This window comes from Kribbella sp. NPDC004536 (assembly GCF_042873835.1).
Lineage (GTDB): Bacteria > Actinomycetota > Actinomycetes > Propionibacteriales > Kribbellaceae > Kribbella.
On record NZ_JBIALY010000006.1, the window covers coordinates 140782 to 166659 of the forward strand.

Annotated in this window: 25 protein-coding genes; 17 read left to right on the top strand and 8 right to left on the bottom strand. The window is 68.5% G+C overall.

What is annotated here, in order from left to right; translation table 11 throughout:
* Window positions 1-29: 29 nt before the first annotated feature.
* Both ACFYRU_RS39000 and ACFYRU_RS39005 read left to right on the top strand, forming a co-directional pair.
* Window positions 30-1196 (top strand): epoxide hydrolase family protein, encoded by a 1167-nt coding sequence (locus ACFYRU_RS39000; RefSeq protein ID WP_387668851.1) that lies wholly within the window; start codon window positions 30-32, stop codon window positions 1194-1196.
* Window positions 1193-2281 carry a winged helix DNA-binding domain-containing protein gene (locus tag ACFYRU_RS39005; RefSeq protein ID WP_387668853.1) on the top strand — a complete coding sequence of 363 codons (1089 nt, stop codon included), beginning with the start codon at window positions 1193-1195 and terminating at the stop codon, window positions 2279-2281. Before ACFYRU_RS39000 ends, ACFYRU_RS39005 begins: the two co-directional genes overlap by 4 nt.
* 3 nt (window positions 2282-2284) lie before the next feature.
* Here ACFYRU_RS39005 and ACFYRU_RS39010 read toward each other — a convergent pair whose 3' ends face one another.
* A complete protein-coding gene (locus ACFYRU_RS39010) occupies window positions 2285-5125 on the bottom strand; it encodes a hypothetical protein (RefSeq protein WP_387668855.1) in 2841 nt (946 codons plus the stop codon).
* Window positions 5126-5205: 80 nt separating this feature from the next.
* On the bottom strand, window positions 5206-5544 hold the full coding sequence (locus tag ACFYRU_RS39015) for an MmcQ/YjbR family DNA-binding protein (protein ID WP_387668857.1): 339 nt from the start codon (window positions 5542-5544) through the stop codon (window positions 5206-5208).
* A 64-nt stretch (window positions 5545-5608) separates the two neighbouring features.
* Between ACFYRU_RS39015 and ACFYRU_RS39020 the strand changes: the two genes are divergently transcribed.
* From ACFYRU_RS39020 to ACFYRU_RS39040, 5 genes are all read left to right on the top strand, one after another.
* Window positions 5609-6685 (top strand): alpha/beta hydrolase, encoded by a 1077-nt coding sequence (locus ACFYRU_RS39020; RefSeq protein WP_387668859.1) that lies wholly within the window; start codon window positions 5609-5611, stop codon window positions 6683-6685.
* Window positions 6645-7391 (top strand): esterase family protein, encoded by a 747-nt coding sequence (locus ACFYRU_RS39025; protein ID WP_387668861.1) that lies wholly within the window; start codon window positions 6645-6647, stop codon window positions 7389-7391. The genes ACFYRU_RS39020 and ACFYRU_RS39025 overlap by 41 nt, the downstream gene beginning before the upstream one ends.
* A gap of 62 nt (window positions 7392-7453) precedes the next feature.
* The gene (locus ACFYRU_RS39030) at window positions 7454-8683 is read left to right on the top strand and encodes a hypothetical protein (protein WP_387668863.1); all 1230 of its coding nucleotides are present in this window, start codon (window positions 7454-7456) and stop codon (window positions 8681-8683) included.
* Window positions 8676-9542, top strand: coding sequence for an amidohydrolase family protein (locus tag ACFYRU_RS39035; RefSeq protein WP_387668866.1), 867 nt, complete (start codon window positions 8676-8678; stop codon window positions 9540-9542). Before ACFYRU_RS39030 ends, ACFYRU_RS39035 begins: the two co-directional genes overlap by 8 nt.
* An 85-nt stretch (window positions 9543-9627) precedes the next feature.
* Complete coding sequence (locus ACFYRU_RS39040) at window positions 9628-11829, top strand: DUF222 domain-containing protein (protein WP_387668868.1); 2202 nt, start codon at window positions 9628-9630, stop codon at window positions 11827-11829.
* An 8-nt stretch (window positions 11830-11837) separates the two neighbouring features.
* On the opposite strand, the gene ACFYRU_RS39045 is transcribed toward ACFYRU_RS39040, so the two are convergent.
* The 3 genes from ACFYRU_RS39045 to ACFYRU_RS39055 all read right to left on the bottom strand — a co-directional run bounded on the left by ACFYRU_RS39045 (window position 11838) and on the right by ACFYRU_RS39055 (window position 14198).
* Window positions 11838-12506, bottom strand: coding sequence for a cation diffusion facilitator family transporter (locus tag ACFYRU_RS39045; protein ID WP_387668870.1), 669 nt, complete (start codon window positions 12504-12506; stop codon window positions 11838-11840).
* A gap of 225 nt (window positions 12507-12731) precedes the next feature.
* A complete protein-coding gene (locus tag ACFYRU_RS39050; protein WP_387668872.1) occupies window positions 12732-13070 on the bottom strand; it encodes an ArsR/SmtB family transcription factor in 339 nt (112 codons plus the stop codon).
* A 9-nt stretch (window positions 13071-13079) separates the two neighbouring features.
* The gene (locus tag ACFYRU_RS39055) at window positions 13080-14198 is read right to left on the bottom strand and encodes a TRM11 family SAM-dependent methyltransferase (protein WP_387668874.1); all 1119 of its coding nucleotides are present in this window, start codon (window positions 14196-14198) and stop codon (window positions 13080-13082) included.
* Window positions 14199-14320: 122 nt separating this feature from the next.
* Between ACFYRU_RS39055 and ACFYRU_RS39060 the strand changes: the two genes are divergently transcribed.
* The 3 genes from ACFYRU_RS39060 (at window position 14321) to ACFYRU_RS39070 (ending at window position 17396) form a co-directional block, all read left to right on the top strand.
* Window positions 14321-14767 carry a GNAT family N-acetyltransferase gene (locus tag ACFYRU_RS39060; protein ID WP_387668876.1) on the top strand — a complete coding sequence of 149 codons (447 nt, stop codon included), beginning with the start codon at window positions 14321-14323 and terminating at the stop codon, window positions 14765-14767.
* Window positions 14768-14781: 14 nt separating this feature from the next.
* Entirely contained in the window at window positions 14782-15495 is a 714-nt protein-coding gene (locus ACFYRU_RS39065) for a class I SAM-dependent methyltransferase (protein WP_387668879.1), read from the top strand.
* A 95-nt stretch (window positions 15496-15590) separates the two neighbouring features.
* Window positions 15591-17396 (top strand): glycoside hydrolase family 2 protein, encoded by a 1806-nt coding sequence (locus ACFYRU_RS39070; RefSeq protein WP_387668881.1) that lies wholly within the window; start codon window positions 15591-15593, stop codon window positions 17394-17396.
* On the opposite strand, the gene ACFYRU_RS39075 is transcribed toward ACFYRU_RS39070, so the two are convergent.
* On the bottom strand, window positions 17381-18487 hold the full coding sequence (locus ACFYRU_RS39075; RefSeq protein WP_387668882.1) for a YeiH family protein: 1107 nt from the start codon (window positions 18485-18487) through the stop codon (window positions 17381-17383). The genes ACFYRU_RS39070 and ACFYRU_RS39075 overlap by 16 nt on opposite strands.
* Before the next feature lie 86 nt (window positions 18488-18573).
* Between ACFYRU_RS39075 and ACFYRU_RS39080 the strand changes: the two genes are divergently transcribed.
* Window positions 18574-19347 carry a GntR family transcriptional regulator gene (locus ACFYRU_RS39080; RefSeq protein WP_387668884.1) on the top strand — a complete coding sequence of 258 codons (774 nt, stop codon included), beginning with the start codon at window positions 18574-18576 and terminating at the stop codon, window positions 19345-19347.
* Here ACFYRU_RS39080 and ACFYRU_RS39085 read toward each other — a convergent pair.
* Window positions 19331-20242, bottom strand: coding sequence for a LysR family transcriptional regulator (locus ACFYRU_RS39085; RefSeq protein ID WP_387668887.1), 912 nt, complete (start codon window positions 20240-20242; stop codon window positions 19331-19333). The two genes, ACFYRU_RS39080 and ACFYRU_RS39085, sit on opposite strands and share 17 nt — an antisense overlap.
* Window positions 20243-20351: 109 nt before the next feature.
* On the opposite strand from ACFYRU_RS39085, the gene ACFYRU_RS39090 reads away from it, so the two are divergent.
* Genes ACFYRU_RS39090 through ACFYRU_RS39110 form a run of 5 tightly spaced genes read left to right on the top strand, consistent with a single transcriptional unit; the run spans window position 20352 to window position 23746 of the window.
* Window positions 20352-21050 carry an SDR family NAD(P)-dependent oxidoreductase gene (locus ACFYRU_RS39090; RefSeq protein ID WP_387668889.1) on the top strand — a complete coding sequence of 233 codons (699 nt, stop codon included), beginning with the start codon at window positions 20352-20354 and terminating at the stop codon, window positions 21048-21050.
* Between the two features lies 1 nt (window position 21051).
* Window positions 21052-22194, top strand: coding sequence for a YbfB/YjiJ family MFS transporter (locus tag ACFYRU_RS39095; protein ID WP_387668891.1), 1143 nt, complete (start codon window positions 21052-21054; stop codon window positions 22192-22194).
* Window positions 22191-22529, top strand: coding sequence for a DUF4440 domain-containing protein (locus ACFYRU_RS39100; protein WP_387668893.1), 339 nt, complete (start codon window positions 22191-22193; stop codon window positions 22527-22529). The genes ACFYRU_RS39095 and ACFYRU_RS39100 overlap by 4 nt, the downstream gene beginning before the upstream one ends.
* Window positions 22530-22540: 11 nt before the next feature.
* Window positions 22541-22936 carry a VOC family protein gene (locus tag ACFYRU_RS39105; RefSeq protein ID WP_387668895.1) on the top strand — a complete coding sequence of 132 codons (396 nt, stop codon included), beginning with the start codon at window positions 22541-22543 and terminating at the stop codon, window positions 22934-22936.
* 24 nt (window positions 22937-22960) lie between these two features.
* Window positions 22961-23746 carry an arylamine N-acetyltransferase gene (locus tag ACFYRU_RS39110; protein ID WP_387668897.1) on the top strand — a complete coding sequence of 262 codons (786 nt, stop codon included), beginning with the start codon at window positions 22961-22963 and terminating at the stop codon, window positions 23744-23746.
* A 264-nt stretch (window positions 23747-24010) separates the two neighbouring features.
* On the opposite strand, the gene ACFYRU_RS39115 is transcribed toward ACFYRU_RS39110, so the two are convergent.
* A complete protein-coding gene (locus tag ACFYRU_RS39115) occupies window positions 24011-24616 on the bottom strand; it encodes a CGNR zinc finger domain-containing protein (protein ID WP_387668900.1) in 606 nt (201 codons plus the stop codon).
* Window positions 24617-24719: 103 nt separating this feature from the next.
* On the opposite strand from ACFYRU_RS39115, the gene ACFYRU_RS39120 reads away from it, so the two are divergent.
* A complete protein-coding gene (locus ACFYRU_RS39120; RefSeq protein ID WP_387668901.1) occupies window positions 24720-25577 on the top strand; it encodes an SDR family NAD(P)-dependent oxidoreductase in 858 nt (285 codons plus the stop codon).
* Window positions 25578-25878: the final 301 nt, after the last annotated feature.

Genomic DNA, 25878 nt, shown 5'->3' on the forward strand with positions numbered 1-25878 from the left:
TCTTCCGCAGTGACTTCTACCGTCGAACCATGACGAACACAGCGCAGCTCCGGCCCTTCCAGATCGACATCGACGAGGCCGACGTGGCGGACCTGAAGTTCCGGCTCGAACACCTCCGCCGGCCGCATCCGGTCCCGGGTGACACCGATGACTGGAGCCGCGGCATCCCCGGCGGCTACCTGTACGACCTGGCCGAGTACTGGCGTACGTCGTACGACTGGCGGAAGGCGGAGCAGGAACTGAACAGCTATCCGCAGTACACGACCGAGATCGACGGACAGGTGATCCACTTCTTCCACGTCCGCTCGCCCGAGCCGGATGCGACGCCACTGCTGATCATCCATGGATATCCCGGGTCGGCCGTCGAGTTCCTGCACCTGCTCGGCCCGCTGTCCGACCCTGTCGCGCACGGCGGCGACGCATCCGACGCGTTCCACGTGGTGGTGCCGTCGCTGCCGGGATTCGGGTTCTCGACCCCGTTGTCGAGCGGAGGCTGGGAGCTGGGGCGGACGACCGCCGCGTTCGCGGAGCTGATGACACGGCTCGGCTACGAGCGGTTCGCGGCCCAGGGCGGCGACATCGGTGCCGGTATCACCGGTCGCCTCGGCGCGACGGTGCCTGATCGAGTGATCGGTACGCACGTGAACAGCGACCGCGGGACACTCGGACTGGCCGGGGAGTTCGTACCGCTGCCGGACGGACTCGGCGAGGAGGACCTCGCCGCGATTCAGCAGGCCAAGGCTGCTTGGCAGGCGGGGCGTGGCTATCTGGACCTGCAGAACCACACGCCGGACACGATCGCGGCGGCGCTGACCGACTCACCGGTCGCGCAGCTCGCCTGGATCGCGGAGAAGTTCCAGCTGTGGACGGATCCGTCCAAGTCGCCCGGGGAGTCGGTGGACCGTGACCAATTGCTGACGCTGGTCAGCATCTACTGGTTCTGCCGCGCGGGCGCGAGCGCAGCCCGGTTCCTGTACGAAGCAGCACACTCCCAGGTCGGCTGGGTTGCCCCGTCCTCGGTTCCTTCCGGTTGGGCGGTCTTCAACAGCAGCCCGGTCGTCCGCCGGGTCGCCGATCCGGAGCAGCGCGTCCAGCACTGGTCGGACTTCGCGGTCGGCGGTCATTTCCCGGCGATGGAGTGCGGCGACCTGCTGGTCGAGGACGTGCGCGCCTTCTTCCGTACGCTTGGCCGATGAGCGCATCGATCCGCGTGCTGAGCCGGCGGGAACTGAACCGTGCGATCCTCCAGCGTCAGCAGTTGCTGCGCCGGGAGAGCGGGCCTGCCGGCGAACTGATCGAGCGGCTGGTGGGCCTGCAGGCGCAGGCCCCGCTGGCCGCGTACGTCGCGCTGTGGTCGAGGCTCGAGGACTTCGACCCGGGCGAGCTGTCCGCGCTGATGACGTCACGCCAGGCCGTGCGCGCCACGCTGCTGCGGGCGACGATCCATCTCGTCACCGCCGAGGACTGCCTGACGATGTGGCCGCTCGTGTACCCGGTCGCGGACCGTGGTTTCCGCGGTGCGTTCGGCAAGCAGCTGGCCGGCGCCGACCTCGACGCGATCGTTGCCTTTGGCACGGAATTGCTGAGCCGTGAGCCGTACAGCCGCAGCCGGCTGCGGGAGGTGCTCGGCGAACGCTGGCCGGACTGGGACGCGAACGCGATGGCGCACGCCGTCAGTTATCTGACCGGCACGGTCCAGGTGACACCACGTGGTGTCTGGGGCGAGACCGGTCCGGCCGCGCTGCAGACGATCGAAAGCTGGCTCGGCCGGGCGCCGGCCGCGGACCCTTCGGTCGACGCGCTCGTGCTGCGGTACCTGGCGGCGTTCGGTCCGGCGAGCGTGGCCGACGTACAGATGTGGTCGGGTCTGACGCGGTTGCGTGAGGTCGTGGACCGGCTCGAGCTGCGTACGTACGCCGACGAGGACGGGCGGGAGTTGTACGACGTACCGGACGGGCCGTTGCCGGATGCGGACACGCCCGCGCCGGTGCGGTTCCTGCCGGAGTTCGACAATCTGCTGCTGTCGCACGCGGACCGACGGCGGGTCAACCCGGCCGGTCGCACGGTGCCATTGCCACCCGGCAACGGCGCCGCGATGGGCACGGTCCTGATCGACGGCGACTACGCAGCCGACTGGCGACACCACCGAGGCGCCGACGCCAGTCTGCGAGTCACCACCCACGCCCCGGTCACCCGCGCCGCACGGGACGCCATCGAGGCCGAGGCCGTCGAACTGCTCGGGCTGATCGGGAGTACGGACACACCGGTCGTCGTGTCCTGACCGTCAGAGCGGATGCACCTGGTCGACCGGGCACCACGCCGGCGAGTTGGTCCGGCCGCCACAGACCAGGGTCGCGCGCGGGTCCGGTCGACCGTTGCGGAACGTCACGATCGCCACCGGCTTGTTCACCGGCACCCGGCGCAGCACGCTGCCGCCGAAGTCGATCCGCCCCGTGACGCCCTGGTACCCGCGTTGGGAACCGCCCGCGTCGGTGATCGACTGCAGCGCCGACCACACCGTCCCGCCGTTGACCGCGATGCTGTCCCGGCGCAGGTAGCTGACCGCGAGCACCACGGAGTACGCCGCGTCGTAGGCGAGCGCGGCGTGCCCGTCGAGGCTGCGGCCGCGGTCGGTCGACTCGTACTGAAAGAGATCGGCCAGCCGCGCGTAGAAGTCGCTCGCCTCCGGCGGCGCGCCGGCCAGCAGGTCAGGCGCGGTCGCGAGCGCGAGGTACTGGAACGGGATCGACTGGTTGCGCGCGCTGGTCGTGCGGTCCGCGGCCCATTTGGTCACGTCGTCACCGGCCAGGATGTACGGCGGGTTCGCCCGGCAACGATCCTGTACGCCGCCGAGGAACGCGTCGAAGTCGACCTGCCCGCGCCCGGTGAACAGGACGATCCCGCCCCGGTCGCAGGCGTCCCGGCCGGACTGGTTACCGTCCATGCCGTCGCCGGACGGGCTGAACGACTTCACTTCCACCGGCACTCCGGCTCCGGTCAGCTCCAGCTCCAGGTCCTTCGCCAGGTTCTGGCTGTAGATGTCGCTGGGGTCGTCGGACTTGTAGATGGTCGCGCGGCGTTCGAGCGGCCGGCCGAACGGGTCCTTCCCCGTCGCCAGCAGGTTCCGGGCGTGCGCCGCGGCGACCGCGGCCTCGCGCCGGTTCTGCGGGCTGACCTGCAGGTACATCCGGCTGACGTCGACCATCGAATCGGCGGTCAGCGTGGCGGCGATCGTCGGCAGGCCGACCGCGGCCAGCCTGCGGATCATGTCGGCGGTCGTACTGCGGCTCTCGGCCATCCCGACCACGGCGACGATCGTCGGGTCCTCCGCGGCGAGCCGGCCGATCTGGTCGGCGACCCGGTCGGCGTGCCGGAACCGCGGCCCCGCGTTCGCGATCAGGACCCGGAGGATCGGCTCGTACCGCTGCTGCGGCTTGTTCAGCTGTACGGCCTGCGCGACCGCGAGTCCTGCCAGCTGCTCGCGTTCGGCCGTGAACACCCCGGCGTCCAGCGAACGGTCGTCCGCGGAGGCCATGAAGATCAGCGTCGCCACCGGCCGTTCGGGCTGCTCCTTGCTCAGCTGCTCGGCACGCTTGTTCTGCTCGAGGATCTTGGATCGCACCGGCGCGAAGGACTGGCTCGGGAACAGCAGGGCGTTGGTGCCGTCGGTGATGCCGACGCAGTCCCCGTCGACCTTCGCCACCGAGCGGGTCGGCGAGTTGAACGGCGGCAGGGTGAACGCGTCGCCACCACAGTGCCGACGGTTGTCGACCACACCGAACCCGACGTAGGTCCCGGCCAGCAGTGCCAGCACCAGCCCGGTGATCAGCCAGACGCCGACCGGCCGCCGCCAAGTCGGACCGTGGACCGGCTGCAGCGGCTCGAGGGGCGCGTTGCTCGCGGTTGGTGGCTTCGCGGGCGGTGCGGGCCTCGTGGGCCGGGGGAACCAGTTCAGCCAGCTCGGGCGCCGGACCGGGCGCGGCCGGCGGATCGGGCCGGTCTGGCGGGCTGCCGTATTCGCGCTCGGCGGCTCGATCTGGGCGACCAGGAGCCACGCGTCGATCTGCCGGCGGAGGCTCTCCAGCTCTTGCCGTTTCCGCCACTCCGCCACGGTCTCGGTCGGAGCCGTCTCCGGCTCGACGGCGAGCGGTGGGACCTTCTGACCGGCGGTGATCAGCAGCAGCGGGTCGAACCGCTGCGTGTCGTTGCGGACCGTGGCGACCATCCGGACGAGCAGGTACCCGCCGTTCTTCCGGCTGATCGGACCGACCATCAGGATCGGATGCGTCGCGCGATACCGGCCGAACCACGCGACCCGGCGGAAGCCGGCCCGCAGGTCCTCCAGGAACGCGTGAACCAGCAGTCCGGCCAGGCTCTCCGGGGTCTGGTCCTCCCAGTGCCCGTCGGTCAGCCGCAACGCCAGGTCGAACAGCCCGTCGTCACCACGTGGTACGTACGACTGCCCGCGCAGCCAGCGGTACGGTCCGCCGAGTACGGGTACCCGTCCGCTCTGCCGCAGCCAGCACAACATCGGGAGCAGCTTGTACGAGAGGACGAACAACGGCAGCGGCAGCCGGTCCTGGAGTTTCGCCACGAACTGGTCCGCATCGCCGGTGCTGTGGTCCCGCCGTACGGCCCGCCCGTACAACGCCAGCCGCAACTGCGCGCGGCGATGCGGTGTGTCCGCCTCGAACGACTGGCGCATCAGCCAGCGCACCAGGTCGTACCGCGGGAACCGGTAGTCGCCTGCGTGGTTCTCCTTGAGCTTCGCGGTCGCCTGGTCCAGAAGCTTCACCAGCTCGCCGAACTCGTCCGCGCTGACCTCGGGCAACGCCGCATCCGGTCCCTCCGACGGGGACCTGACGAGCGGTACGACGGCATGCGGCACCTGGGACCCGGCGTCGCCCTCCGGCCGCAGGTGCTCGGAGAGCCGGGCCAGCACCGCGGGAAGTTTCGGGACGCCTTGTCTGCCCGAAGGGGCAACCGCGAGCGGGTCCTGGACACAGGCGAAGATCGGTTGCAGCTGATCCCGTTCGAACCGCAGCGTGTGCCGGCCCCGCCGCGTCAGGCTGTGCCGCGTGTAGACAGCCCGCAGCTCACTGACCAGCCGGTCGAACCCCTGCATGTCGCGCCCCCAGCTCGTCCGGTCGAAGGGCAAACCTAGCGTTCCCCGGTGCCGGAACGACAGCAATCTGTGACCGGCAATCAGCCGAAGTACTCGGCGCGGACCTTCTTCGGGACGCACATCGACCAGGCGTCGAGGATCAGTTCGCGGAGTTCGTCGTAGTCGACGGCGGCCAGGTTGAGTTCGATCCACTGGTAGCGCTCGTCGGACTTGCGCGGTGGGAGGAACTTGTCCGGCTCCGCCGCGAGGGCCGCGGCGCGTTCCTCGCGCGGGAAGCCCAGGCCGATGGTCTGCTCGTCGGGCGCGACCGCGAGGTAGACGATCTGGCCCACGCGGAACTTGATCCGGTCCCGGACCAGTACCTCGTAGCTGCGCGGCAGGTCCGCGGTAATTTCGCGGATGTCGGTGAGATCGACCACGCTTCCCAGCCTAGAACTCATCGCTGACAGGTGATGTCAGCGTTTCCACCGCTACCGTGGTCGGATGCCTGCAGTCGTGAGCGCGGTCGAAGGGGCCGAGGTGGTGTTCCGCCTCGGTGACGCTGCGCATGCGTTCACCGGCGTTCGGTTGTGGCAGGAGCTGGGGCTTCCGGCGGAGCTGCTCGAGTTCAAACCGGTCGATTTCGGCTGGGAACTGCGGTTGCCGCGGCCGTCGGTGCACCGGATGGAGTACCTGTTCGACATCGCCGACCTCGGGATGCGGACCGATCCGACCAACCCGCGGGTGGTCGGCGGCGCGTTCGGTGACCACTCGTGGCTGCCGCTGCCCGGGTACGTCGAGCCCGCCTGGATCGCCGTACCGCCGCTGCCGTCGACGTTGACGGCGCTGACCGTGGATGCCCCGGTCGGGCCGGTCGACGTCCAGGTGTGGGCGCCGGACGGGATCGCGCCGGGGTTCGAGCTGCCGTTGCTGCTGACGCACGACGGGCCCGAGTTCGCGTCGTACGCCGGGCTCACGCACTACGCGGGTGCTCTCGTCGGGTCGGGCAGTCTGCCGCCGTTCCGGCTCGCGCTGGTCCGTCCGACGGCACGCAACCTCTGGTACGCCGCCAACCCGTCGTACGCGTCGTCGCTCGTGGAGTACGTCTTGCCGGCTGTGCGGGCGCAGTACCGGAGCCGGCGGCCGGTGATGATGGGCGCGAGCCTTGGGGCGCTCGCGGCGCTGCACGCGGAATGGAACTTTCCGCACACGTTCTCCGGCCTGTTCCTGCAGTCCGGCTCGTTCTTCACCCCGGCGACCGATCCGCAGGAGGCGAAGTTCGAGTACTTTGCCGAGGTCACCGGGTTCGTCGAGCAGGTGCTGACGGCAACCGCCGCGCCGAGTACGCCGCTGGTCGGGATGACTGCGGGGACGACCGAGGAGAACGTGCACAACAATCGGGTGCTGGCCGCCCGGCTGGCCGAGCTCGGACTGGACGTTACGCTCGACGAAACTCCCGACATGCACAACTTCACAGCCTGGCGGGATGTGCTGGATCCTGATCTGACGGAGCTACTGCGACGGACCTGGGGTGGGGCTGATGGAACGGGAACAGGTCGAGTTGGAGGCGCCGGGGCTTGACCGCCGCGGCACCGTGATCCGGTACGGCCATTTCGGCCGGCCGGTACTGGTCTTCCCGAGCGAGCAGGGGCGCGCCTGGGACTACGAGAACAACGGCATGGTCGACGCCGTCGCACCGCTGATCGAGGCCGGACGGGTGAAGCTGTACTGCGTCGACTCGTACGACCACGTGAGCTGGTCGGACCGGAGCATCCAGTTGGAGGTACGAGCCCGGCGGCACGAGCTGTACGAGTCGTGGATCGTGAACCAGGTGGTGCCGACGATCGGTACGGACTCGCCGGGCGCCTCGGACATCATCACGACCGGGTGCAGCCTGGGCGCGTTCCATGCGCTGAACTTCGCGCTCAAACGGGCGGACCTGTTCCCGGTCGCGATCTGCCAGTCGGGCAACTACGACGCCGCCGGCTGGCACGCCTGGGGCGAGCGCGGCGACGCGACGTACTTCAACAACCCGGCCGACTACCTGCCGGGGTTGTCGGGCGACCATCTGGACTGGCTGCGGTCCCGCCTGTTCATCCTGTTGACGGTCGGCCAGGGTGACTGGGAGACCCATCCCACGGGCTCGCTACCGTCAGCTCTGAAGACCGCCGCGCTGCTGGCGGAGAAAGGCATCCCGCATGAGCTGGACCTGTGGGGGTACGACGTAGCACACGACTGGCCGTGGTGGCGGCAACAGATCGCCCACCATCTGCCCCGGTTCTGCTGAGGAGATCACCCACCCATCCCCCTTCTTTCTTCCTTCCTTTGACTTCTGCTGAGGAGAAGCGCGTGAGTGATCGTTCCAGGCATTTGATCGGGTTGTTGCTCGGGGCCGAGGAGGACTGGCCGCGGGCGTTCGAGGCGTTGCTGCAACGGGTCGGGCCGGTGACGATCGACGGGCGGGAGCACGAGTTCGGGTCCCGGCGGTTGACGATCGAGCCGTTCGACCTGAACGACCCGGTCCGGGTCGGCCTCGTCATCGACCGGCTCGCGTACTGGTACTACCACCCGCGCGAGTGGTTGAAGAAGGCCGCGCTGATGAATGGCACGTACCTGCTGAACTCGCCGTTCACGTTCCAGTCGATGGAGAAGCACTCCGCGTACTGCGCGATGCTCCGGCTCGGGCTGAAGATCCCGCGGACCGTGCTCGTGCCGTACAAGAACCCGGTCGACAACGTGCGCTGGGCGTACACGTCGGCGAAGTACAACCAGCCGTTCGACCTGGACGCGATCGCCGACGACCTCGGGTACCCGCTGTACATGAAGCCGTTCGACGGCGGCGGCTGGCGCGGGGTGTCCCGGATCCGCGACCGCGCCGACCTGCACCGCGCGTACGACGAGTCCGGCGAGATGCTGATGCACCTGCAGGCCACGATCGACTACGACAAGTTCGCGCGGGCGCTGTCGATCGGTGCCGAGACGATGGTGATGGACTTCCGCCCTGACGAGCCGATGCACAACAGGTACGCCGTCTCCCACGATTTCCTGTCCCCGTCGGCCGGGCACCAGGCGGTCGCGATCAGCCGGATCGTGAACGCGTTCTTCGGCTGGGAGTTCAACTCGTGCGAGATGCTGGTGAAGGGCGACTCGGTCCACCCGATCGACTACGCCAACGCCTGCCCCGACGTCGCCGTCACGTCACTGCACTACTACTTCCCGTGGGCGATCAGCGCGCTAGTCAAGTGGTCCGTCTTCTCCCTCGCCACCGGCCGCCGGACGTCGGTCGACCTGCACACCGACCGCTACTTCGAGATCGCCGATGACACGTCGCTGGACTACGACGCGAAGCTGGAGCGGTACCTGGCGCTCGCGGACGAGCACTTCGAGACGGCGAAGTACCAGGAATGGTGCGCCGCGCACCTGGGCGACTTCGACCTGCGCGTACGGGACTGGGTGGCCGGCCCGGACTTCGAGCGCCTGCTCCGCGAGACGGTCGCGGCGACCTACCCACCGCACGAGCAGGAGAAGTTCTTCGCCCACTTCAAGGGCCTCACCGACCTCTGGGTCGCCGATGCGTGACTCCGACGTACCGGCGTGGTGGCAGCGGCTCGGCCTCGAAGGGCTGGTCGACGTCCACGTGCACTTCCTGCCGGACCGGGTGCTCAACGCGGTCTGGGCGTACTTCGACCAGGCGTCGACGAACTACGGAACCGATTGGCCGATCACGTACCGGACCTCCGTCGAGGAACGGCTGAAAACGCTTGAGGCATTGGGCGTACGGGCCTTTCCGGCGCTGGTGTATCCGCACAAGCCGGGAATGGCGGAGTCGCTGAACTCCTGGGCACGGGACTTCGCCGCTGTCACGCCGGGTTGCGTTGCCAGCGGCACCTTTTTCCCGGAGCCGTCGGCCGCGTCGTACGTCCGTGCAGCGCTTGAGCAGGGCACGCGGATCTTCAAGGTCCACGTGCAGGTCGGCGACTACGACCCGCGGTCGGGAGAGCTCGACGACGTCTGGGGCCAGTTGGCCGAGGCCGCGGTACCGGTGGTCGTGCACTGCGGCTCCGGCCCGATCCCCGGCCGACACACGGGCCCGGGGCCGATGGGCGAGGTCCTCCGGCGGCACCCTTCGTTGACGGCGGTGATCGCACATCTGGGCATGCCGGAGTACGCCGAGCATCTCGCGCTCACGTCGTACCCGAACGTCCACCTCGACACCACGATGGCCCTGACCCCGTTCGTCGAAGCGATGATGCCGTTCCCCCGCGACCTCATCCCGCGCTTACGCGACGCCCAGGACCACATCGTCCTCGGCTCGGACTTCCCGAACATCCCGTACGAGTACGCCGTACAACTCGCGTCCCTGGAATCGTTGGAACTCGGCGACGACTGGCTGCGCTCCGTTTGCTGGGACAACGGCGCCCGGCTGCTCGGGATGTGATCCAAATCTGTGGATAACTTTTTCCCTTGTTTTAAAGGGGTTCTGGCTTTGAAAACTGTCGGAGGCTGTGTCTAGAGTCTTGGGTATGGACAAGGCGCCGGAGGTGATGACCGAGGACGAGCTGGTGCGCGCTCTCGACCAGGCCGACGCCGATCTCGCCCGCCGGCAGACGGACCGGTTGGGGTTGATCGCGGCGCTGGACAAGACCGGGTACGCCGAACGTGTCGGCGCCCGCGACACGGTCCAGTTCCTCGAGTACCGCTACCGGCTCGACCACTACCGCGCCCGCCGCGACCTCCAACTCGCCCGCGCCCTCCCCAACTACCCAGCCATCGCCGCACAACTGGCCGACGTGAAGCTGCGCCCCGCCCAAGCCGAAGCGATCGTGCTGGAACTGGAGAAGACCCCCTCCACCGTCCCAGCCGCCGACCTCGACGTCGCCGAACGCGAACTGTCCCGGCTCACCCACCTGCCCCCCACGCAACTGCGCAAGGCCACGATCCAGGCCCGTGACATCCTTGACACCGACGGCCCCGAACCCGACGAGACCAAGGCCTACGCCCGTGAGTCGCTCTCGTTGAGCTCGGTCGAGCGGGGCGTGAAGTTCAAGGGCTACCTGGCCAACGAGAACGCCGAACTCCTCCGCACCCTGATCACCACCGGCGCCCGCCCCCACAAGACTGTCGACGGCGCCCCCGACCCCCGCCCCCGCGCCAAACGCCAGGCCGACGCCCTCACCACCGCCCTCACCCTGGCCGCGGTCGCCCTCGACACCGGCACCCCGTCCCCCACCCTCCCCCGCCCCACCACCCCGGCCACCACGCCCACCACGCCCACCACCCCGCCCACCACGGCGAGCACGGCGGCGAGCACGGCAGCAGGTACGGCGACAGGTAGGGAGGCGGGTGCGGCGGCTGGTACTGCGGCAGGTGCTGATGCGGCTGGAGCAGCTGGCGCGACCTCGACGACCAGTCACGCACCGGCCAGCGGCACCACGCCGCGGGAGCCGGACCGCACCGCGGCAGCTCGCTCAGCTGCCCGGGGCACCGGGGCCTGCGGCGAGGTCGTGCCCGGGTTCGGCGCGAAGGCGAACATCACCGTCACCATCGACCTCGACGACCTCAAAACCGCCACCGCCGACGCGATCGGGCACACCGTCTACAGCAACGGCCTGTCCGCGGCCGCCATCCGCCGCCTGGCCTGCGACGCCAACGTCATCCCGATCGTGCTCGGCTCCAGATCCGAACCCTTGGATGTCGGCCGCTGCGAACGCCTCGTCACCAAAGGTATCCGCCGCGCCCTGAACACCCGCGACCGCGGCTGCGTCGTCTGCGGAGCCCCACCCGTCATGTGCGACGCCCACCACCTCACCCACTGGATCGACGGCGGCGTCACCGCGGTCTGGAACCTGGCCCTGCTCTGCCGACGCCACCACACCGACGTCCACAACGGCCACTGGCACATCACCATCACCAACGACACCGTCCACGTCACCCGCCCAACCTGGGCCGACCCACCACCCCACCCAGCACCATCCCCCGACACCAAGTCACCACCCAACCCCGTCGGCCACCCAGCCATGGGCAACTCAAGCGTCGACGCTCCACCCGAACGCAACGGCACTACGCGACCAGCCGCGCCCGAGACCGGCGCAGACAATCGACCTGACCCCAACGACACGGAACACCCAACCGCACACCGGCCCAACGCAGACATTCGACCTGAGCCCAACGGCGCGAGGCGACCAGCCGCGCACGAGCCTGGCGTCGAGGGTCGACCTGAGCGCCGTACAACTATTCACCGCTCGCTCATCGAACCACCGACCGAAGACGAGGAAGCCTTACGCGCCGCGACCTACCTCGCGATCTGGGGCGAACCCCTGCCGTCCGACGACCACAACCAACCACCCAGCGGAGAACCCGACCCCCGTCCTTGCCGCCCCCTGGAGCGAGCCCATCAACCCAACCCGACCCGATCAGCCCACCCAAGCCTCAGCCGCCCACTGAATCCAGGTTCCACAGCAGACGCCCCCACCCACGACCTACCAGCCCGACCGACCCCACCGCACATCCTGACCGACGCCCCAACCGACGCCCCAACCGACGTGCGGCGTGCGGGCGTGCGGGTCTGCAGCGCGCACGTGTGCACGCGTCCGGCACACATGTCTCCGGCGTGCGGCGTGCGGCGTGCGGGCGTGCGGGTCTGCAGCGCGCACGTGTGCACGCGTCCGGCACACATGTCCCCGGCGTGCGGGCGTGCGGCGTGCGGCGTGCGGGATTACGTGTAGGCGCGGCGTTAGGCCTTGCACGGGCCGCCGAGAGGTGAGCAGCAGCCCTTACCTTGCCAGGCTTCGAGGCCTTCGCGGATGGCGACGGCGGCGATGATCAGGCCGGCGATCGGGTCAGCCCAGGACCAGCCGAGGGTGGTGTTGAGGAGGAGGCCGACCAGGAGTACGGCGGACAGGTAGGTGCACAGCAGGGTCTGGGTGGAGTCGGCCACGACCGCGTTGGAGCCGAGGGCTTTGCCGGTACGGCGTTGGGCCCAGGAGAGGAACGGCATCACGATCAGCGACGCGATCGCGATGCCGATGCCAGCTCCGGAGGTTTCCGGGTGGCTGCCGATGACGAGCGCGCGGACCGACTCGAAGCCGACGTACGCCGCCAGTGCGAAGAACGAGAACGCGAGCATCCTCAGGGCTTGCCGTTCGCGGGACTCCGGGAGCGGGTGCCGGAACTGCCAGAGGATGATCAGGCCGCTGGACACCTCGACCACCGAGTCCAGCCCGAAGCCGACCAGCGCGACCGAGCCGGCCACCAGCCCCGAGGCCACGGCGACGACGGCCTCGACCACGTTGTAGGCAACAGAAGCGCCCGCCAGCAACCGAGCCCGCCTGCCCAGGCGCTCCCGCTCGACCGGATCAACAACCCACCCTCCGCCACTCCCGAGCTGCAAACCCTCCCTCACGCCTCCACCTCGCCCCACTCGACTCCAACCCGAGCAAGAACCTCGACCCTGCTCTTCGTTCGCTCGCTCACGTCTCCGCCCCGCCTCGGCCCGCCCCGCTCGGCTCCGGTCCGAGCGAGAATCTCGGCGCTGCTCTTCGGTCGCTCGCTCACGCCTCTGCCTCCGCCGCGCCTCGCTCGGCTCCGGCCTGGGTGAGGATCTCGGCTCTGTTTTTTGTTCGCTCGTTCATGCGTCGAGGCCGTAGGTCGGGCAGAGCGCGACGGCGTCGCCGGTGAGTGAGAGTAGGCGTTCGGCGGCAGAGAGGAGGTCCATCGTCGCCTCGGGGTGGGACAGGCTGAAGACCGACGCCCGCCCCTCGGCGCGCGACTCCACCAGACCGCAGTCGCGCAGACAGGCCAAGTGCTTCGACACCGTCGACTGCGCCAGCCTCAGGTGCTCAGTCAGGTCCACGACCCGGTGCTCACCCAACGCGAGATGCCGCACGATCGCGAGCCGGGATGCGTCGCTGAACCCATGGAACAAACATCCGGCCACCGCCAGCGCCTCAGCCTCTTTGATCGCCATCTGACGATGTTATCGCGATTTAGCTCTCGTGGACACCCGAGTCAGCACGTACGCCGTCGGAGTCGCCCCGTTGTACCTGAACAGCCGCTCTCGCACGACCTTGAACGAGCTCCGCTGCACGGCCTCCCGCAACAACCGCTTGTCCTCGGTCAGCAACACCGCCCGCCCATCCCGCGCCACCACCCGCTCGAGTTCCCTGAGCATCGCCGGATACAACCGTTGGTTCTCCCGATGACTACCGACCTGTTTCCCGAACGGCAGGTTCGCCACCACCCGATCGACGCACCCATCCCCGAACGGCAGCTCTTCCGCCCGCCCCTCCACGAGATGCCGGGCGGGCGCGGTGCGCAGGTCGCGGGCCGGGCGAGCGCTGCAGGCGGCCAATTCCAAGGCGACACGATCGCGGTCGACGCCTGCCACAAGAGCACCCGGCTCGTGGCGGTGAGCGGCGCGGAGGATTGTGCCGGTGCCGCAGAACGGGTCGAGGACGCGATCGCCGGGACGGAGTTTCGCCAGCCGGACAAGAACTTCGGCGACGATCAGGTTGGTTGACCAGGGCAACCGTTCGACGCGGCCGAAGCGACGGGTCCAGGCCAGCGGGACGAACTGAACGGCGCCGCGCGCGGTCAGCTTGATCGGTGCGTCGACCGTACCGAGGAGGCCGGTCCTGCGTGACAGGTCGGGGTCGGGGAGCTCGACGGTGGAGTAGAGCGGGCAGGCCGCGAGCTCGTCGACAGGCCCGGCGAGGGTGCATTCGACGGTCTCCGCGGAGATCCGGCGGATGGAGCGTACGGGCGGCATGGCGCGGAGATCCGAGGTGAGCAGGTCCGCGCGACCGTCGACCGTACTGAGGAGGCCGGTCCTGCGTGGCAGGGCGAGGTTGGGGAGCTCGACGGTGGAATAGAGCGGGCAGGCCGCGAGTTCGTCGACAGGTCCGTCGAGGGTGCATTCGACGTTGTCCGCGGAGGTCTGGCGGATGGAATGTACGGATGGTATAGCGCGGAGGTCCGCGGTGAGCAGGTCTGCGGCACCGTCGACGGTACGCAGGACCAGGCGGTCGGTGAGGCTGAGCAAGGACGCTCCCGAAGGCTCGCGATCGACAGATGGGTCGAAGCGCGGCGCAGGCATGACGCGACGAGCCGACCCCGCCTGGAGCCGGCCGCGAGCTGCCTACACCTTCAGAAACGCTGCATCGCCGCTCACCCTAGAGCGCCCGACAGCGCCTCCTCACCTGGTTTTACGATGCGGTGGTGAAGCACACCGTCGAGGAACGCCCAGCGCACGACCCCGAACTGATCTCGCTTCTGGATGCGGCGTTCGCCGAACTCGTTGCCCGGTACGGGGCCGAGGGACGCTCGCAGGTGAAGGACGGCGCCCGGTACTTCGTCGTACTCGACGACCAGCGCCGCGCCGTCGGGTGCGCCGCACTGCAGAATACCGACGGGGACGCCGAGCTCAAGCGGATGTACATCGCCCCACACGCGCGCGGCCGGGGACTCGCGCGCCTCCTACTGACCACGCTCGAGCAGGCGGCCCGCACCGCCGGCCACCCCGCTGTCCGGCTGTCGACCGGGTATCTCCAGCCCGAGGCGATCGCGCTGTACGAGTCGAGCGGATACACCCGGACCGAGCCGTGGGGAAAGTACGTTTCCGAGCCGTCGACGTACTGCTACGCGAAGCGAATCGCCTTGTTTTAAAGTAGAATCGCCAAGTGACGGACGCTCGGATTCACACCGTGGACCAACTGCTGGACGTACTGGATCGCGTGGTGAGCGCGAGCGGCCGAGGCGACCGCTCGGATGCGTCGGCGGCGGACTTCTGGACGGGTCTGTTGACCACTCCGGGGCACCCGCTCGCAACCCAACTGCCCGACGAGGCACTGGTGGACTGGCACGAGCGCGGTCTACTCTGGGACCTCGGAGGGGCTCACGTGCTGGACGTCGGCTGCGGCGCGGCGCGCAACACCCGGTGGTTCGCCGAGCACGGTGCGGTTGTCGACGGGATCGACCTCGCGAAGGACCTTCTCGATCAACTCCGGCCGGCCATGCCCGCAAACGTCACGCTCGCCGCGACCGACGTACTGCGGGATCCCCTGCCGGACCGTGAGTACGACGTCGTGTACGACTCCGGCTGCTTCCACCACCTCGCACCGCACCGGCGGATCACCTACCTGCAGCGGGTACTGCCACTCGTCCGCACCGGCGGCCGCTTCGGCATCGTCACGTTCGCGGCCGAGCGGATGGACACCCCGAGAGACGTCGACGTCGTCGCCACCGGGGACACGTACGGCGGCATGTCCTTCACTCTCGACGACCTCCGCACGATCTTCGCGGACCTCACCCCGCTGGAGCTCCGCGCCGTACGACAGGGCCGTCCCGGCACCTTCGCCGCCGACTTCCTGAACGCAGCCCTCTTCACCCGCTAGCCGCTCGGCCACCAGGCCCGCTACGCCATTGCCCACTCCATTCCAACGTTGTAAAGTGCTGCTGCCCCTACCAGCTCAGCACCACTGGAGAGTTCATGACGCAGCCTCGTGCGGAGTACCCGCGTCCGCAGTTCGTCCGGCCCGAGTGGCTGAACCTGAACGGCGAGTGGCAGTTCGAGATCGACCGGTCGGACTCCGGGCTCGAACGCGGTCTGCGGGAGCAGGAGCTGCCGCGGCGGATCGTCGTACCGTTCGCACCGGAGACGGAGCTGTCCGGAATCGAGGACACCGATTTCATGGAGGCGGTCTGGTACCGCACCACGGTCACGATCCCGGCCGAGTGGGACGGGAAGGACGCAGTACTGCACTTCCAGGCCGTCGACCACGACGCGACCGTCTGGGTGAACGGTCAGGAGGTCGTCCGGCACCGCGGCGGGTTCACCCCGTTCAGCGCGAACCTGCGCCACGTGGCCAAGCCCGGTGAGCAGGCGACGATCGTCGTCCGCGCGCGGGACACGCACCGCGGACCGCAGGCACGCGGCAAGCAGAGCCAGCTGTACGCGAACCACAGCTGCCTCTACACCCGGACCACCGGCATCTGGCAGACCGTCTGGCTGGAGGCGGTACCCACCGTGCACCTGAAGCGCCCGCGGATCACCCCCGACGTCGCCGGCTCCAGCTTCCACCTCGAAGTACCGGTCTCCGCGAACAAGCCAGGCTGGAAGGTACGCGCGACACTGAAGGACGCCGACGGTGAGATCACCACCGCCGAGGTCCGCGCCGACCTCGACCTGGCCCCGCGGCTCACGCTCCAGGTGCCGGCCGAGCGCGTCCGGCTCTGGGACACCACGGACCCGCACCTGTACGACGTACGCCTCGAACTGATCGATGCCGAGGGCAACGTCGTCGACGGCGCCGACTCGTACGCCGGCCTGCGTTCGGTCAGCATCAACGGCAAGGCGATCCTGATCAACGGCAAGCACGTGTTCCAGCGGCTCGTGCTGGACCAGGGGTACTGGCCGGAGAGCGTGATGACGGCGCCGTCCGAGGAGGCGATCGTCCGCGACATCGAGCTCAGCCTGGCGGCCGGGTTCAACGGCGCGCGCCTGCACCAGAAGGTGTTCGAGGAGCGGTTCCTGTACCACGCGGACCGGCTCGGGTACCTGGTCTGGGGCGAGTTCGGCGACTGGGGATCCGGTGGCGACACCGCCGAGAACAACCAGCAGCCGACCGCGTCGTACGTCGGCCAGTGGCTCGAGGCGGTCGAGCGGGACTACAGCCACCCGAGCATCGTCGGCTGGTGCCCGCTCAACGAGACGCACCAGCTGCTGCACGACCGGATCACGCAGCTCGACGACGTCACCCGTGCGATGTTCCTGGCCACCAAGGCCGCAGACACCAGCCGTCCCGTACTGGACGCCTCCGGTTACAGCCACCGCGTTCCGGAGACCGACGTCTGGGATTCCCACAACTACGAGCAGGACCCGGCCGAGTTCGCGAAGCAGATGGCGGACCTGGTGAACGACAACCCGTACGGCAACACCGGCGGCCCCGAGGGCAAGCCGATCTCGCTCGCGTACGACGGTCAGCCGTACTTCTGCAGCGAGTTCGGCGGCATCTGGTGGAACGCCGAGAAGGCTGCTGCCGGAAAGAGCGGGAACTCCGCGGATTCGTGGGGCTACGGCCAGCGGGTCGCGGACGAGGAGGAGTTCTACACGCGGTTCGCCGGTCTGGTCGACGCGCTGCTCGACAACGAGCTGATGTTCGGCTACTGCTACACGCAGCTGACCGACGTCTTCCAGGAAGAGAACGGCATCTACAACTTCGACCGCACCGACAAACTCGACGTACCCCGCATCAAGGCGATCCAGGACCGCCAGGCGGCCTACGAGAAAGACTGAAGTACGAGGCTGCCGGACGCGACCAGGATCCAGAGGATGGCTCCGAGGAGGAGTGGCCTGGGTCCTGCGTCGCGGAGTTCGCGCGGGCGAAGCGACAGGCCGATCGCGGCGAGGGCGGCGGTAATGAGGGTACTGCCAATGATCGTCAGCGTCGGCAGCCAGCTGGTCGGTACGGCGCCCGCGGAGCGGAGGCCCGCGGCGGCGATGAAGCCGATCAGGAACAGCGGTACGAGCTTGCGCCACGGCAACGGTTTGCGGATCGAGGCCGTGGCGCCTTCGTACGAACCGGTCGATGCGGCGTCGAGGGCCCGGGCGGCGCGGTTCTCGCGGCGGATCTTCAGCGCGACCAGCGTCAGTACGATCGGGATCAGCGTCAGCGACCGGGTCAGCTTCACGACGATCGCCTGATCGCCGGCGGCCTGGCTGTACGCGTACCCGGCGGCGACCACCGACGAGGTGTCGTTGACCGCCGTACCGGCCCAGAGGCCGAACGCGTCCGAGCTCAGGCCGAGCAGGTGACCGATCGGCGGGAACGTCAGCACGGCAACGATGTTGAAGGTGAAGATCGTCGCCAGCGCGTAGGCGACCGAGGACCGCTTCGCGCCGATCGCCGCGGTGGCGGCCGCGATCGCGGAGCCGCCGCAGATCGCCGTACCGACGCCGATCAGGGTCTGGGTGTCGCCGCGGACGCCGAGGACACGGCCGAACAGCCACGCGCCGCCGAGTGCGATCGCAAGCGTGCCGAGCATCACCGGCAGCGACGAGACGCCGACCCGCGCGACCTGCTGCAGGGACAGGCCGGTGCCGAGGACGACGATCGACAGCTGGAGCAGCGTCTTCGAGGCGAAGTCGTAGCCGGCGCGCCAGACGTCGGAGCGCAGGACCGGGATCACACTGCCGGCGATCACGCCGAGCAGGATGCCGAAGACCGGACCGCCGACGAGCGGGACCAGGCGGCCGAGCGGTACGGCGACGGCTGTGACCGCGAGCACGATCGCCAGGCCCTTGCGGTGCGACAGCGCCGTGCCCAGGCGGCGGACGACGGGAACGGCGGCGGTCAGGTAGTGAGGTGTCCTAACCTCGAGCTGCACCACTAGCCGGTCCCCTTCTGCCAGAAATGTACGTACATTCAAGGTAGGAGATGACCGGACATTTGGCAACTCTGGAAGGAACCCGTGTGCACAAGCTTGAGCGTGGTGGCGGCGAGCCGCTCTGGAAGCAGTTGCAGGCGGACCTCGTCCGGCGACTGCGGTCCGGGGAGTTCGACAACGCTTTCCCGGGCGAGCTGGCACTGGTCGACGAGTACGAGGTCAGCCGGCACACAGTTCGCCAGGCGCTCGGGCAGTTGCGGACCGACGGGTTGATCGTCGCCGAGCGCGGGCGTCAGCCGCGGGTCGCGACCGCGCCCGAGATCCGGCAGCCGATGGGTGCGCTCTACAGCCTGTTCTCGTCCGTCGAGGCGGCCGGACTCCCGCAGCGCAGCGTCGTCCGGGCGCTCGACGTCCGCGCCGACGGGGTGGTCGCGGCCCGGCTCGACCTGGAGGAGTCGATTCCGCTGCTCTATCTCGAGCGGTTGCGGTACGCCGGTGACGAGCCGCTCGCGCTCGACCGGGTCTGGCTACCGGCGACGCTGGCGGAACCGTTGCTGGACGCCGACTTCACGCATACGAGCCTGTACAACGAGCTCGCCAACCGGACCGGGATCGTGCTCGACCACGGCAGCGAGGACATCCGCGCGATCAATCCGAGCGCAGCCGAACGCAAGGTTCTGCGCTGCCCGGACGATGCCGCGGTGTTCTCGATCGTCCGTCAGGGCAGTGCGCAGAACCGGTCGGTGGAGTGGCGGCACACGCTGGTCCGTGGTGACCGGTTCGCTCTTTCCGCATCGTTTTCCGCGCATGCCGGGTATCGGCTCGCGCCGAGCGGTACGGCTCTCACGCAGGCCTGGTGAACGGGTCGTCTGCCGGGAGCCAGCTGGTGGCCGGGTCGTAGTCGACAGCGACGTCCGCGGTCAGTGCGTCGATGGTTGCCAGTACGGCGGGACGCGTTTCGTCCTCGCGGGACACGAGCGCCCAGGTCCAGATCGGGATCGGGTCCACCACCGGCTGACGTACCAGACCTCGCGGGAGCGGCGTCGCGTCGCGTTTCGGTGAGCTGAGCACGGGGCGGCCGAGACGCCGTACGTGGTCGTAGAAGGCCGGCCCGGTGATGCCGTGGTCGTCGATGCGGACCACTGCCGCGCCGGTCGCACGGGCGAACTCGATCGCGTAGATGTTCCACGAGGCCCAGGCGTCGGTGTCGGCATCCACCAGGACGACGGTTTCCTTCGCTCGTACCGGCTTCTCTTGGTGGCCGACGGCAAACAACCGGTCGGCGCCGAGGAGGCGTCCGGTCAGGTTCTGCTCGGCGAGGTCGGTCGCGCGTACCCAACAGATCGCGAGGTCGACACTGCCGTCGGCGACTCGAGCGGCTTGGGTGTGTGAGGGCATCACCCAGGCGTCGACCAGCAGCTGCGCTACACCGGAAACGCGTTGGGCGAGGTCGGGCGGTCGCCAGCTGACGTACCCGAGGCGGACCGGCTCGTTGGCGGCGAAACCCCTTGCTGTTCGGCGCAACTCGTCGGCCTGGTCGAGGAGTGCTCGCGTTCGCGGGAGGAGCGTTTCGCCGTACGACGTGAGCTTGACGGTGCGGCGATCGCGTTCGAAGAGGCGTACGCCCAGGTCCCGCTCGAGCGCCTTGATCTGCTGCGACAGGGACGGGCCGGCGATGTGCAGCCGGGCCGCGGCCCGGCCGAAGTTCAGCTCCTCGGCGACCGCCACGAAGTACCGCAACTGCCGCAGCTCCACGGTGCTCAGCGTATTAGGCCGTGCCTCCCAGCTGGGAGGCAAGCGGTCGTGGAAAAGCCTCGGAGGTTCGACAACCATCGAAGTACATCAACTCTGAAAGGCAGAAATCATGAAGGTTGCAGTGATCACCGGAGCGTCCCAGGGCATCGGGGCCGGGCTGGTGACGGCGTACCGGAAGCTCGGGTACGCGGTGGTGGCGAACTCGCGGACGATCCCGGCCTCGGACGATCCGTCGGTGCTGACGGTGGCCGGTGACCTGGCCACGCCCGGGGTCGGCGCCGGCGTCATCGAGCGCGGACTCGAGGCGTTTGGGCGGATCGACACGTTGGTGAACAACGCCGGCGTGTTCGTCGCGAAGCCGTTCACCGAGTACACCTACGAGGACTACGCGCAGATCACCGGTCTGAACCTGCGCGGGTTCTTCGACATCACCCAGCGGGCGATCGCGGCGATGCTCGACGGCGACGGTGGGCATGTGGTGAACATCACGACGAGCTTCGCGACCCATGCGTACAGCTCGGTGCCGTCCGCGCTGGCGTCGCTGACGAAGGGCGGGCTGAACTCGGTGACCAAGTCGCTCGCCACGGAGTACGCAGCACGCGGGATCCGCGTGAACGCCGTTGCGCCCGGCGTCGTCCGGACCCCGATGCATCCCGAGGAAACATACGAATTCCTTGCGGCACTGCACCCGGTCGGCCGCCTTGGCGAGATCGACGAGGTCGTCGACGCCGTCACCTACCTGGAGAACGCCGCCTTTGTCACCGGCGAAGTACTCCACGTAGACGGCGGCCAACAGGCAGGCCACTGAGATGCCCCAAGCCGAACTCACGCTCGGGGAGGCGGGGCGGCGGCGGGGTGGGCGGGTGAAGCGGTGGGCGTTGGTTGGGCGTGGGGCGGCGGCGTTGGCTGGTGGGATGGGGATCGGGCGGTTCGCGTACACGCCGATCCTGCCGATGATGCATGCGCAGGCCGGATTGACTCCCGGGCTCGGCGCGGCGCTGGCGACCGCCAACTACACGGGCTACTTGGCCGGTGCAGTGGCGGCCGTCGCCGCTCCGCGGCTCGTGCATTCGCGGTGGACACTCCGCCTCGCGCTACTCGTCCTCACCGCGACGCTCGCACTCATGCCGGTGGACAGCTCACTCTGGTTGACCCTCCGGCTGATCGCGGGCATCGCGAGCGCACTCGTGTTCGTGATCGCGGTGAGCGCCGTGCTCCCCCGGCTGTCCAGCCATCACGTCGGCTGGACGTTCGGCGGCGTCGGCGCCGGCATCGCGCTCTCCGGCGCAGTACTTGCCGGTGGCAACTGGCGTACCGCTTGGTGGATTACCGCCGTACTCACCCTCGCGTGCACCGTCCCAGCCTGGAACCTGACCGGCTCGCGGCCAACGTCTTCCGTCGCGCCGGGCCGCAGATCGCGACACTTCAACGCATTGCTGACCAGCTATACCTTGGAGGGCATCGGTTACATCATCGCCGGTACGTTCTTGGTTGCTGCGATCAACGAAACGGCGTCCGGCCCGGTCGGCAACAGCGCGTGGATCGTCGTCGGCCTGGCCGCCGTGCCGTCAACCGCCTTCTGGGCCGCACTCAGCCGCCGCTGGTCCCGCTCGACTTTGTTGCTGAGCGCCCTCATCCTGCAAGCGCTCGGGATCGCCTTGCCCACCGTCGTCCACGGAGTCGCCGCGGCTCTCATCTCCGCAGCGTTGTTCGGCGCCACGTTCCTCGGCGTCGCCAACCTGGCGATCGCCCTCGGCACCGAGTTGCAGGTCCCGCAGGCGGTCGCCGTACTCACCGTCGGCTACAGCCTCGGCCAGCTCATCGGGCCACTTGCCGTCGGACCTCTACTACACAACGGATACCACCAAGCACTCCTGGTCAGCGCCGCAGTCGTCGCCCTCGCCGCGATCGCCGCGCTCCTGGTGCGCCACCCCGCAAGGAGACTCGCATGAACACCGTACTCACGAACATCCTCGACCAATGGAAGTCGGCCATCGACGACCACGACCCCGCCCGCGTCGCCGCCCTCTTCGCCAAGGACGCGATCTTCCAGGGCCTCCACCCGTACGGCGTAGGCCGCGACGCCGTCTACGAGTACTACGACTCGCAGCCGATCGGGCTCTCGCCGCAGTACCGCGTACTGGAGACACGGCAGCTGGCGGAGGACCTGCTGCTCGCGTACCTGACGGTCGACTTCACGTTCGTCGATCGGCCGACGCTCACCGTCAACCTCAGCGTGCTGATCGCCGACGGGCTGATCGCGCACTACCAGGTGTCGAGGTTGTAGATACTGACTGCATGAGTGTCAAAGAACTGCGGTTGGTGGTCACGGCGGACGACTACGAGGAGGCGGTCGCGTTCTACCGCGACGTACTCGGGCTGCCCGAGCGGGAGTCGTACTCTTCGGAGGACGGCCGGGTGACGATCCTCGAGGTCGAACGGGCGACGCTGGAGATCGCGGACCCGGGACAGGCCGAGTTCATCGACGCGGTCGAGGTCGGGCGGCGGGTCGCCGGGAAGTACCGGGTCGCGTTCGAGGTGGAGGACTCGGCGGCGACCACGCGGAAGTTGGCCGACGCCGGTGCGACCGTGGTCGCCGAGCCGACGCGGACGCCGTGGAACTCGCTGAACGCCCGGCTGGAGACGCCGGGCGGGATTCAGCTCACGTTGTTCACGGAGCTTGACCTCAAGTGAACTGGAGATGTTGAGGTGTCGGGTATGTGGAACATCGAGAGCCTCGACCTCGACGCCTACCTCGCGCGGATCGGCCACGACCGGGTCGCGCCGTCGGCGGAGGCGTTACGGAGCCTGCACCGCGCGCATGTCCTGGCGATCCCGTTCGAGAACATCGACGTGATCCTCGGTACGCATCCGGGGATCTCGCTCGAGGCGATCCAGGCGAAGTTGGTCGGACGGCAGCGCGGCGGGTACTGCTACGAGCACGCGCTGTTGTTCGGGGCGGCGTTGGAGCAACTCGGGTTCGAGGTCGTACGGCGGGTGGCGCGCGTACAACCGCACAAGGCGGGACCGCGCACGCATGCACTGCTGAAGGTCGGGGTCGGCGGTGAGGAATTCCTCGCGGACGTTGGTTTCGGCGCCGGCCAGCTGTACCCGACTCCGCTCAAGGACGGCGCCGTCGTCGACCAGGCCGGCTGGGACCACCGCCTGACCCAGGACGGCGACGTCTGGACCCTCTCGAAGCAGACCCCCGACGGCTGGATCCCCCAACACGCCTCCAACGACGAACCGGTCCGCCCGATCGACTACGAGGTCTACCACCACTACGTCTCCACCCACCCCAACTCCCCCTTCACCGGCCGCCCGGTCGTAATGCGAGTAGCAGACGGCGAAGTCCGCCGCCTGGTAGGCAACACCCTCACCACCGAACACCCCCACACCCCACCCACCGAACGCCCCGTCCCACCCGCAGACCTCCCCGACGTCCTCGCCTCCCTGGACGTAGTCCTGAGCGACGAAGAAGTAGACCGCCTCCGCTTGGTATAGCCCCTCCACGTGCTCCGCGCGTCCTCCAGTCGCTCCACTCCCTCCCGCACCGCCCCACACACCCCACCCACCCCCGGGCTCCCGCCCGGAACATCAGCTTCCGGCTGCCGCCGGTGAGTGCTTGGTGGGTGTTCTTTGTGAAGCAGTGCGTGGTGAGTGGTCGAGGTGGACAGCCCCGCGTGCTGCGCAAATACTCCGGTCGCTGCGCTCTCTCACACGCCTGCTTCCCGGTCCCACGCTGTCCGCCGGCGAGTCCCGCAGCTTTCAGGCCTCTTTGTTGTCGGTGTGGTTTGGCGTGCTCCCACCGAGTGCTTGCTTCCTCCGGGCGCGGTAGGCGCGCATGGACGCCTGGCTCGAGCACTGGGTGCTGCAGTAGCCGGCCGACGTGTTCTTGCTTCGGTCGAAGAACGCGAAATGACAGGGCTCGTTGCGGCACGCCTTGATCCGAGCCCATTGACCTGACAACGCGAGTTCGGTCGCGGCGGCCAGCACACCTGCGAACGCGCCTGCTACTCCGCCGCATCCTGGACCAAGACGTGCCTCTGAGCCACTCAGCCGCACGGCGACCGGACATCTGTCGCCGGCCCTCTCGAGTATCGCCTCGGCAGACCGGACCGCCGGGTCCGAGGTAGCAGGGTCGTTCGAGTGCGAGAGCAGCACCGTCACCAGTGCGTCCCGAAGCTCTCGAGCCTCGACGACGTCTGAGTCCGCGACGGTCCGAGCCGGCTCAGCCCCACCCCAGGCCACTTCGCCCAGCCAAGTCGTCAGTCCTTCGGTGTCGGTGAACCGCTCCACGCGGTCGCCGGCGTCTGCATGCGTGTTCGCGAACGCCAGCACCAGCTCAAGCGCGGACAACATCGCACTACTCACGCTGCAGTCCTCCCCGGTTGGTTGTGGTCACTCGCGCTTCAACCATAACAGAATCTCCACAACCCATCTTGACGTTAGTACTGAACCTGTTATGGTCCTAACCATGATGAACTCCTTCGACATCCCGGCCCCGGCCGCCCGCACCTGGTTCATCACCGGTGCGTCATCCGGAATCGGCCTCGCCCTGGCCGTACGCGCAGCAGAACGAGGCGACAACGTGATCGCCGTCGCCCGTCGCGCAGAAGGCCTGACACAGCTCACCGAGAAGTACGGCGACCAGGTCCTCTCCGCCATCGCCGACGTCGCCGACCTCAGCCGGCTGCAGAGCGCCGTCGACGCCGGCCTCCAGCGGTTCGGTCGCATCGACTTCGTCGCCAACAACGCCGGCTACGGCGTCTTCGGCGCCGTCGAGGAAGCGACCGACGCACAGGTCCGCGCGATCTTCGACACCAACGTGCACGGCGTCCTGAACGTACTTCGTGCAACGCTGCCGACACTGCGCGCCCAGAAGTCGGGCCACATCCTGCAGGGCTCCTCGTACTTCGGGCAGCTGGCGCACGCAGGCGTCGGCATGATCGCGGCAACCAAGTACGCCGTCGAGGGTCTGACCGAAGCGCTGTTCGGAGAGCTCCGACCGCTGGGCATCAAGGTCACGCTCGTCGAGCCCGGCCTCACCGCGACGTCCTTCCTGGCCAACCTGGACCATGTCGAGACCATCAGCGACTACGACCAGACGGTGCGCGAAGTCCTCAAGACGATTGGCGGCCTGCCGCCGACCGCGTTCAACACTGCCGACCGTGTCGTAGACGCGATCATCGCCGCCACCGAGGCGAACACCGCCCCGCACCGCATCGCAACCGGGAGCGCCGCCGTCGAGGCCATCCGCACCGCACTGGTCGCCCGGATCGCAGAACTCGACGAGTGGACCCCGGTCAGCAACGCGGTCGACAGCCCCAACTGAACCTGCACTAGAGACGAACAAAATGAGCAGACCGGCCCTGGCAATCGCCAGGCCCGGTCTGCATCTTGCGACGGGACCTGCGTGTGAAGTGGATGTGGGATGGAGCGCACCGCCGGAGCGCCAGTGGAGCACGCGGGTCTGACTCCACCCACCCGCTCATCACACCCATTGGTCGCCAGACCAGCCGCCCCCTGCGCCACATGTGCCACTCACAGTGAGGATGATGGGTGTGGTCCCCCGCAGTGGTCGTCCTGACTCAAGCACTCACTGACTTCGGGTCTTGAATTGGATATGTCGGTCG

Excerpts from the sequence above, each read along its gene's own strand:
- ACFYRU_RS39000 (WP_387668851.1), top strand. The coding sequence starts at position 30 with ATGACGAACACAGCGCAGCTCCGGCCCTTCCAGATCGACATCGACGAG.
- ACFYRU_RS39005 (WP_387668853.1), top strand. The coding sequence starts at position 1,193 with ATGAGCGCATCGATCCGCGTGCTGAGCCGGCGGGAACTGAACCGTGCG.
- ACFYRU_RS39010 (WP_387668855.1), bottom strand. The coding sequence starts at position 5,125 with ATGCAGGGGTTCGACCGGCTGGTCAGTGAGCTGCGGGCTGTCTACACG.
- ACFYRU_RS39020 (WP_387668859.1), top strand. The coding sequence starts at position 5,609 with ATGCCTGCAGTCGTGAGCGCGGTCGAAGGGGCCGAGGTGGTGTTCCGC.
- ACFYRU_RS39025 (WP_387668861.1), top strand. The coding sequence starts at position 6,645 with ATGGAACGGGAACAGGTCGAGTTGGAGGCGCCGGGGCTTGACCGCCGC.
- ACFYRU_RS39035 (WP_387668866.1), top strand. The coding sequence starts at position 8,676 with ATGCGTGACTCCGACGTACCGGCGTGGTGGCAGCGGCTCGGCCTCGAA.
- ACFYRU_RS39040 (WP_387668868.1), top strand. The coding sequence starts at position 9,628 with ATGGACAAGGCGCCGGAGGTGATGACCGAGGACGAGCTGGTGCGCGCT.
- ACFYRU_RS39050 (WP_387668872.1), bottom strand. The coding sequence starts at position 13,070 with ATGGCGATCAAAGAGGCTGAGGCGCTGGCGGTGGCCGGATGTTTGTTC.
- ACFYRU_RS39055 (WP_387668874.1), bottom strand. The coding sequence starts at position 14,198 with ATGCCTGCGCCGCGCTTCGACCCATCTGTCGATCGCGAGCCTTCGGGA.
- ACFYRU_RS39070 (WP_387668881.1), top strand. The coding sequence starts at position 15,591 with ATGACGCAGCCTCGTGCGGAGTACCCGCGTCCGCAGTTCGTCCGGCCC.
- ACFYRU_RS39090 (WP_387668889.1), top strand. The coding sequence starts at position 20,352 with ATGAAGGTTGCAGTGATCACCGGAGCGTCCCAGGGCATCGGGGCCGGG.
- ACFYRU_RS39095 (WP_387668891.1), top strand. The coding sequence starts at position 21,052 with ATGCCCCAAGCCGAACTCACGCTCGGGGAGGCGGGGCGGCGGCGGGGT.
- ACFYRU_RS39100 (WP_387668893.1), top strand. The coding sequence starts at position 22,191 with ATGAACACCGTACTCACGAACATCCTCGACCAATGGAAGTCGGCCATC.
- ACFYRU_RS39105 (WP_387668895.1), top strand. The coding sequence starts at position 22,541 with ATGAGTGTCAAAGAACTGCGGTTGGTGGTCACGGCGGACGACTACGAG.
- ACFYRU_RS39110 (WP_387668897.1), top strand. The coding sequence starts at position 22,961 with ATGTGGAACATCGAGAGCCTCGACCTCGACGCCTACCTCGCGCGGATC.
- ACFYRU_RS39120 (WP_387668901.1), top strand. The coding sequence starts at position 24,720 with ATGATGAACTCCTTCGACATCCCGGCCCCGGCCGCCCGCACCTGGTTC.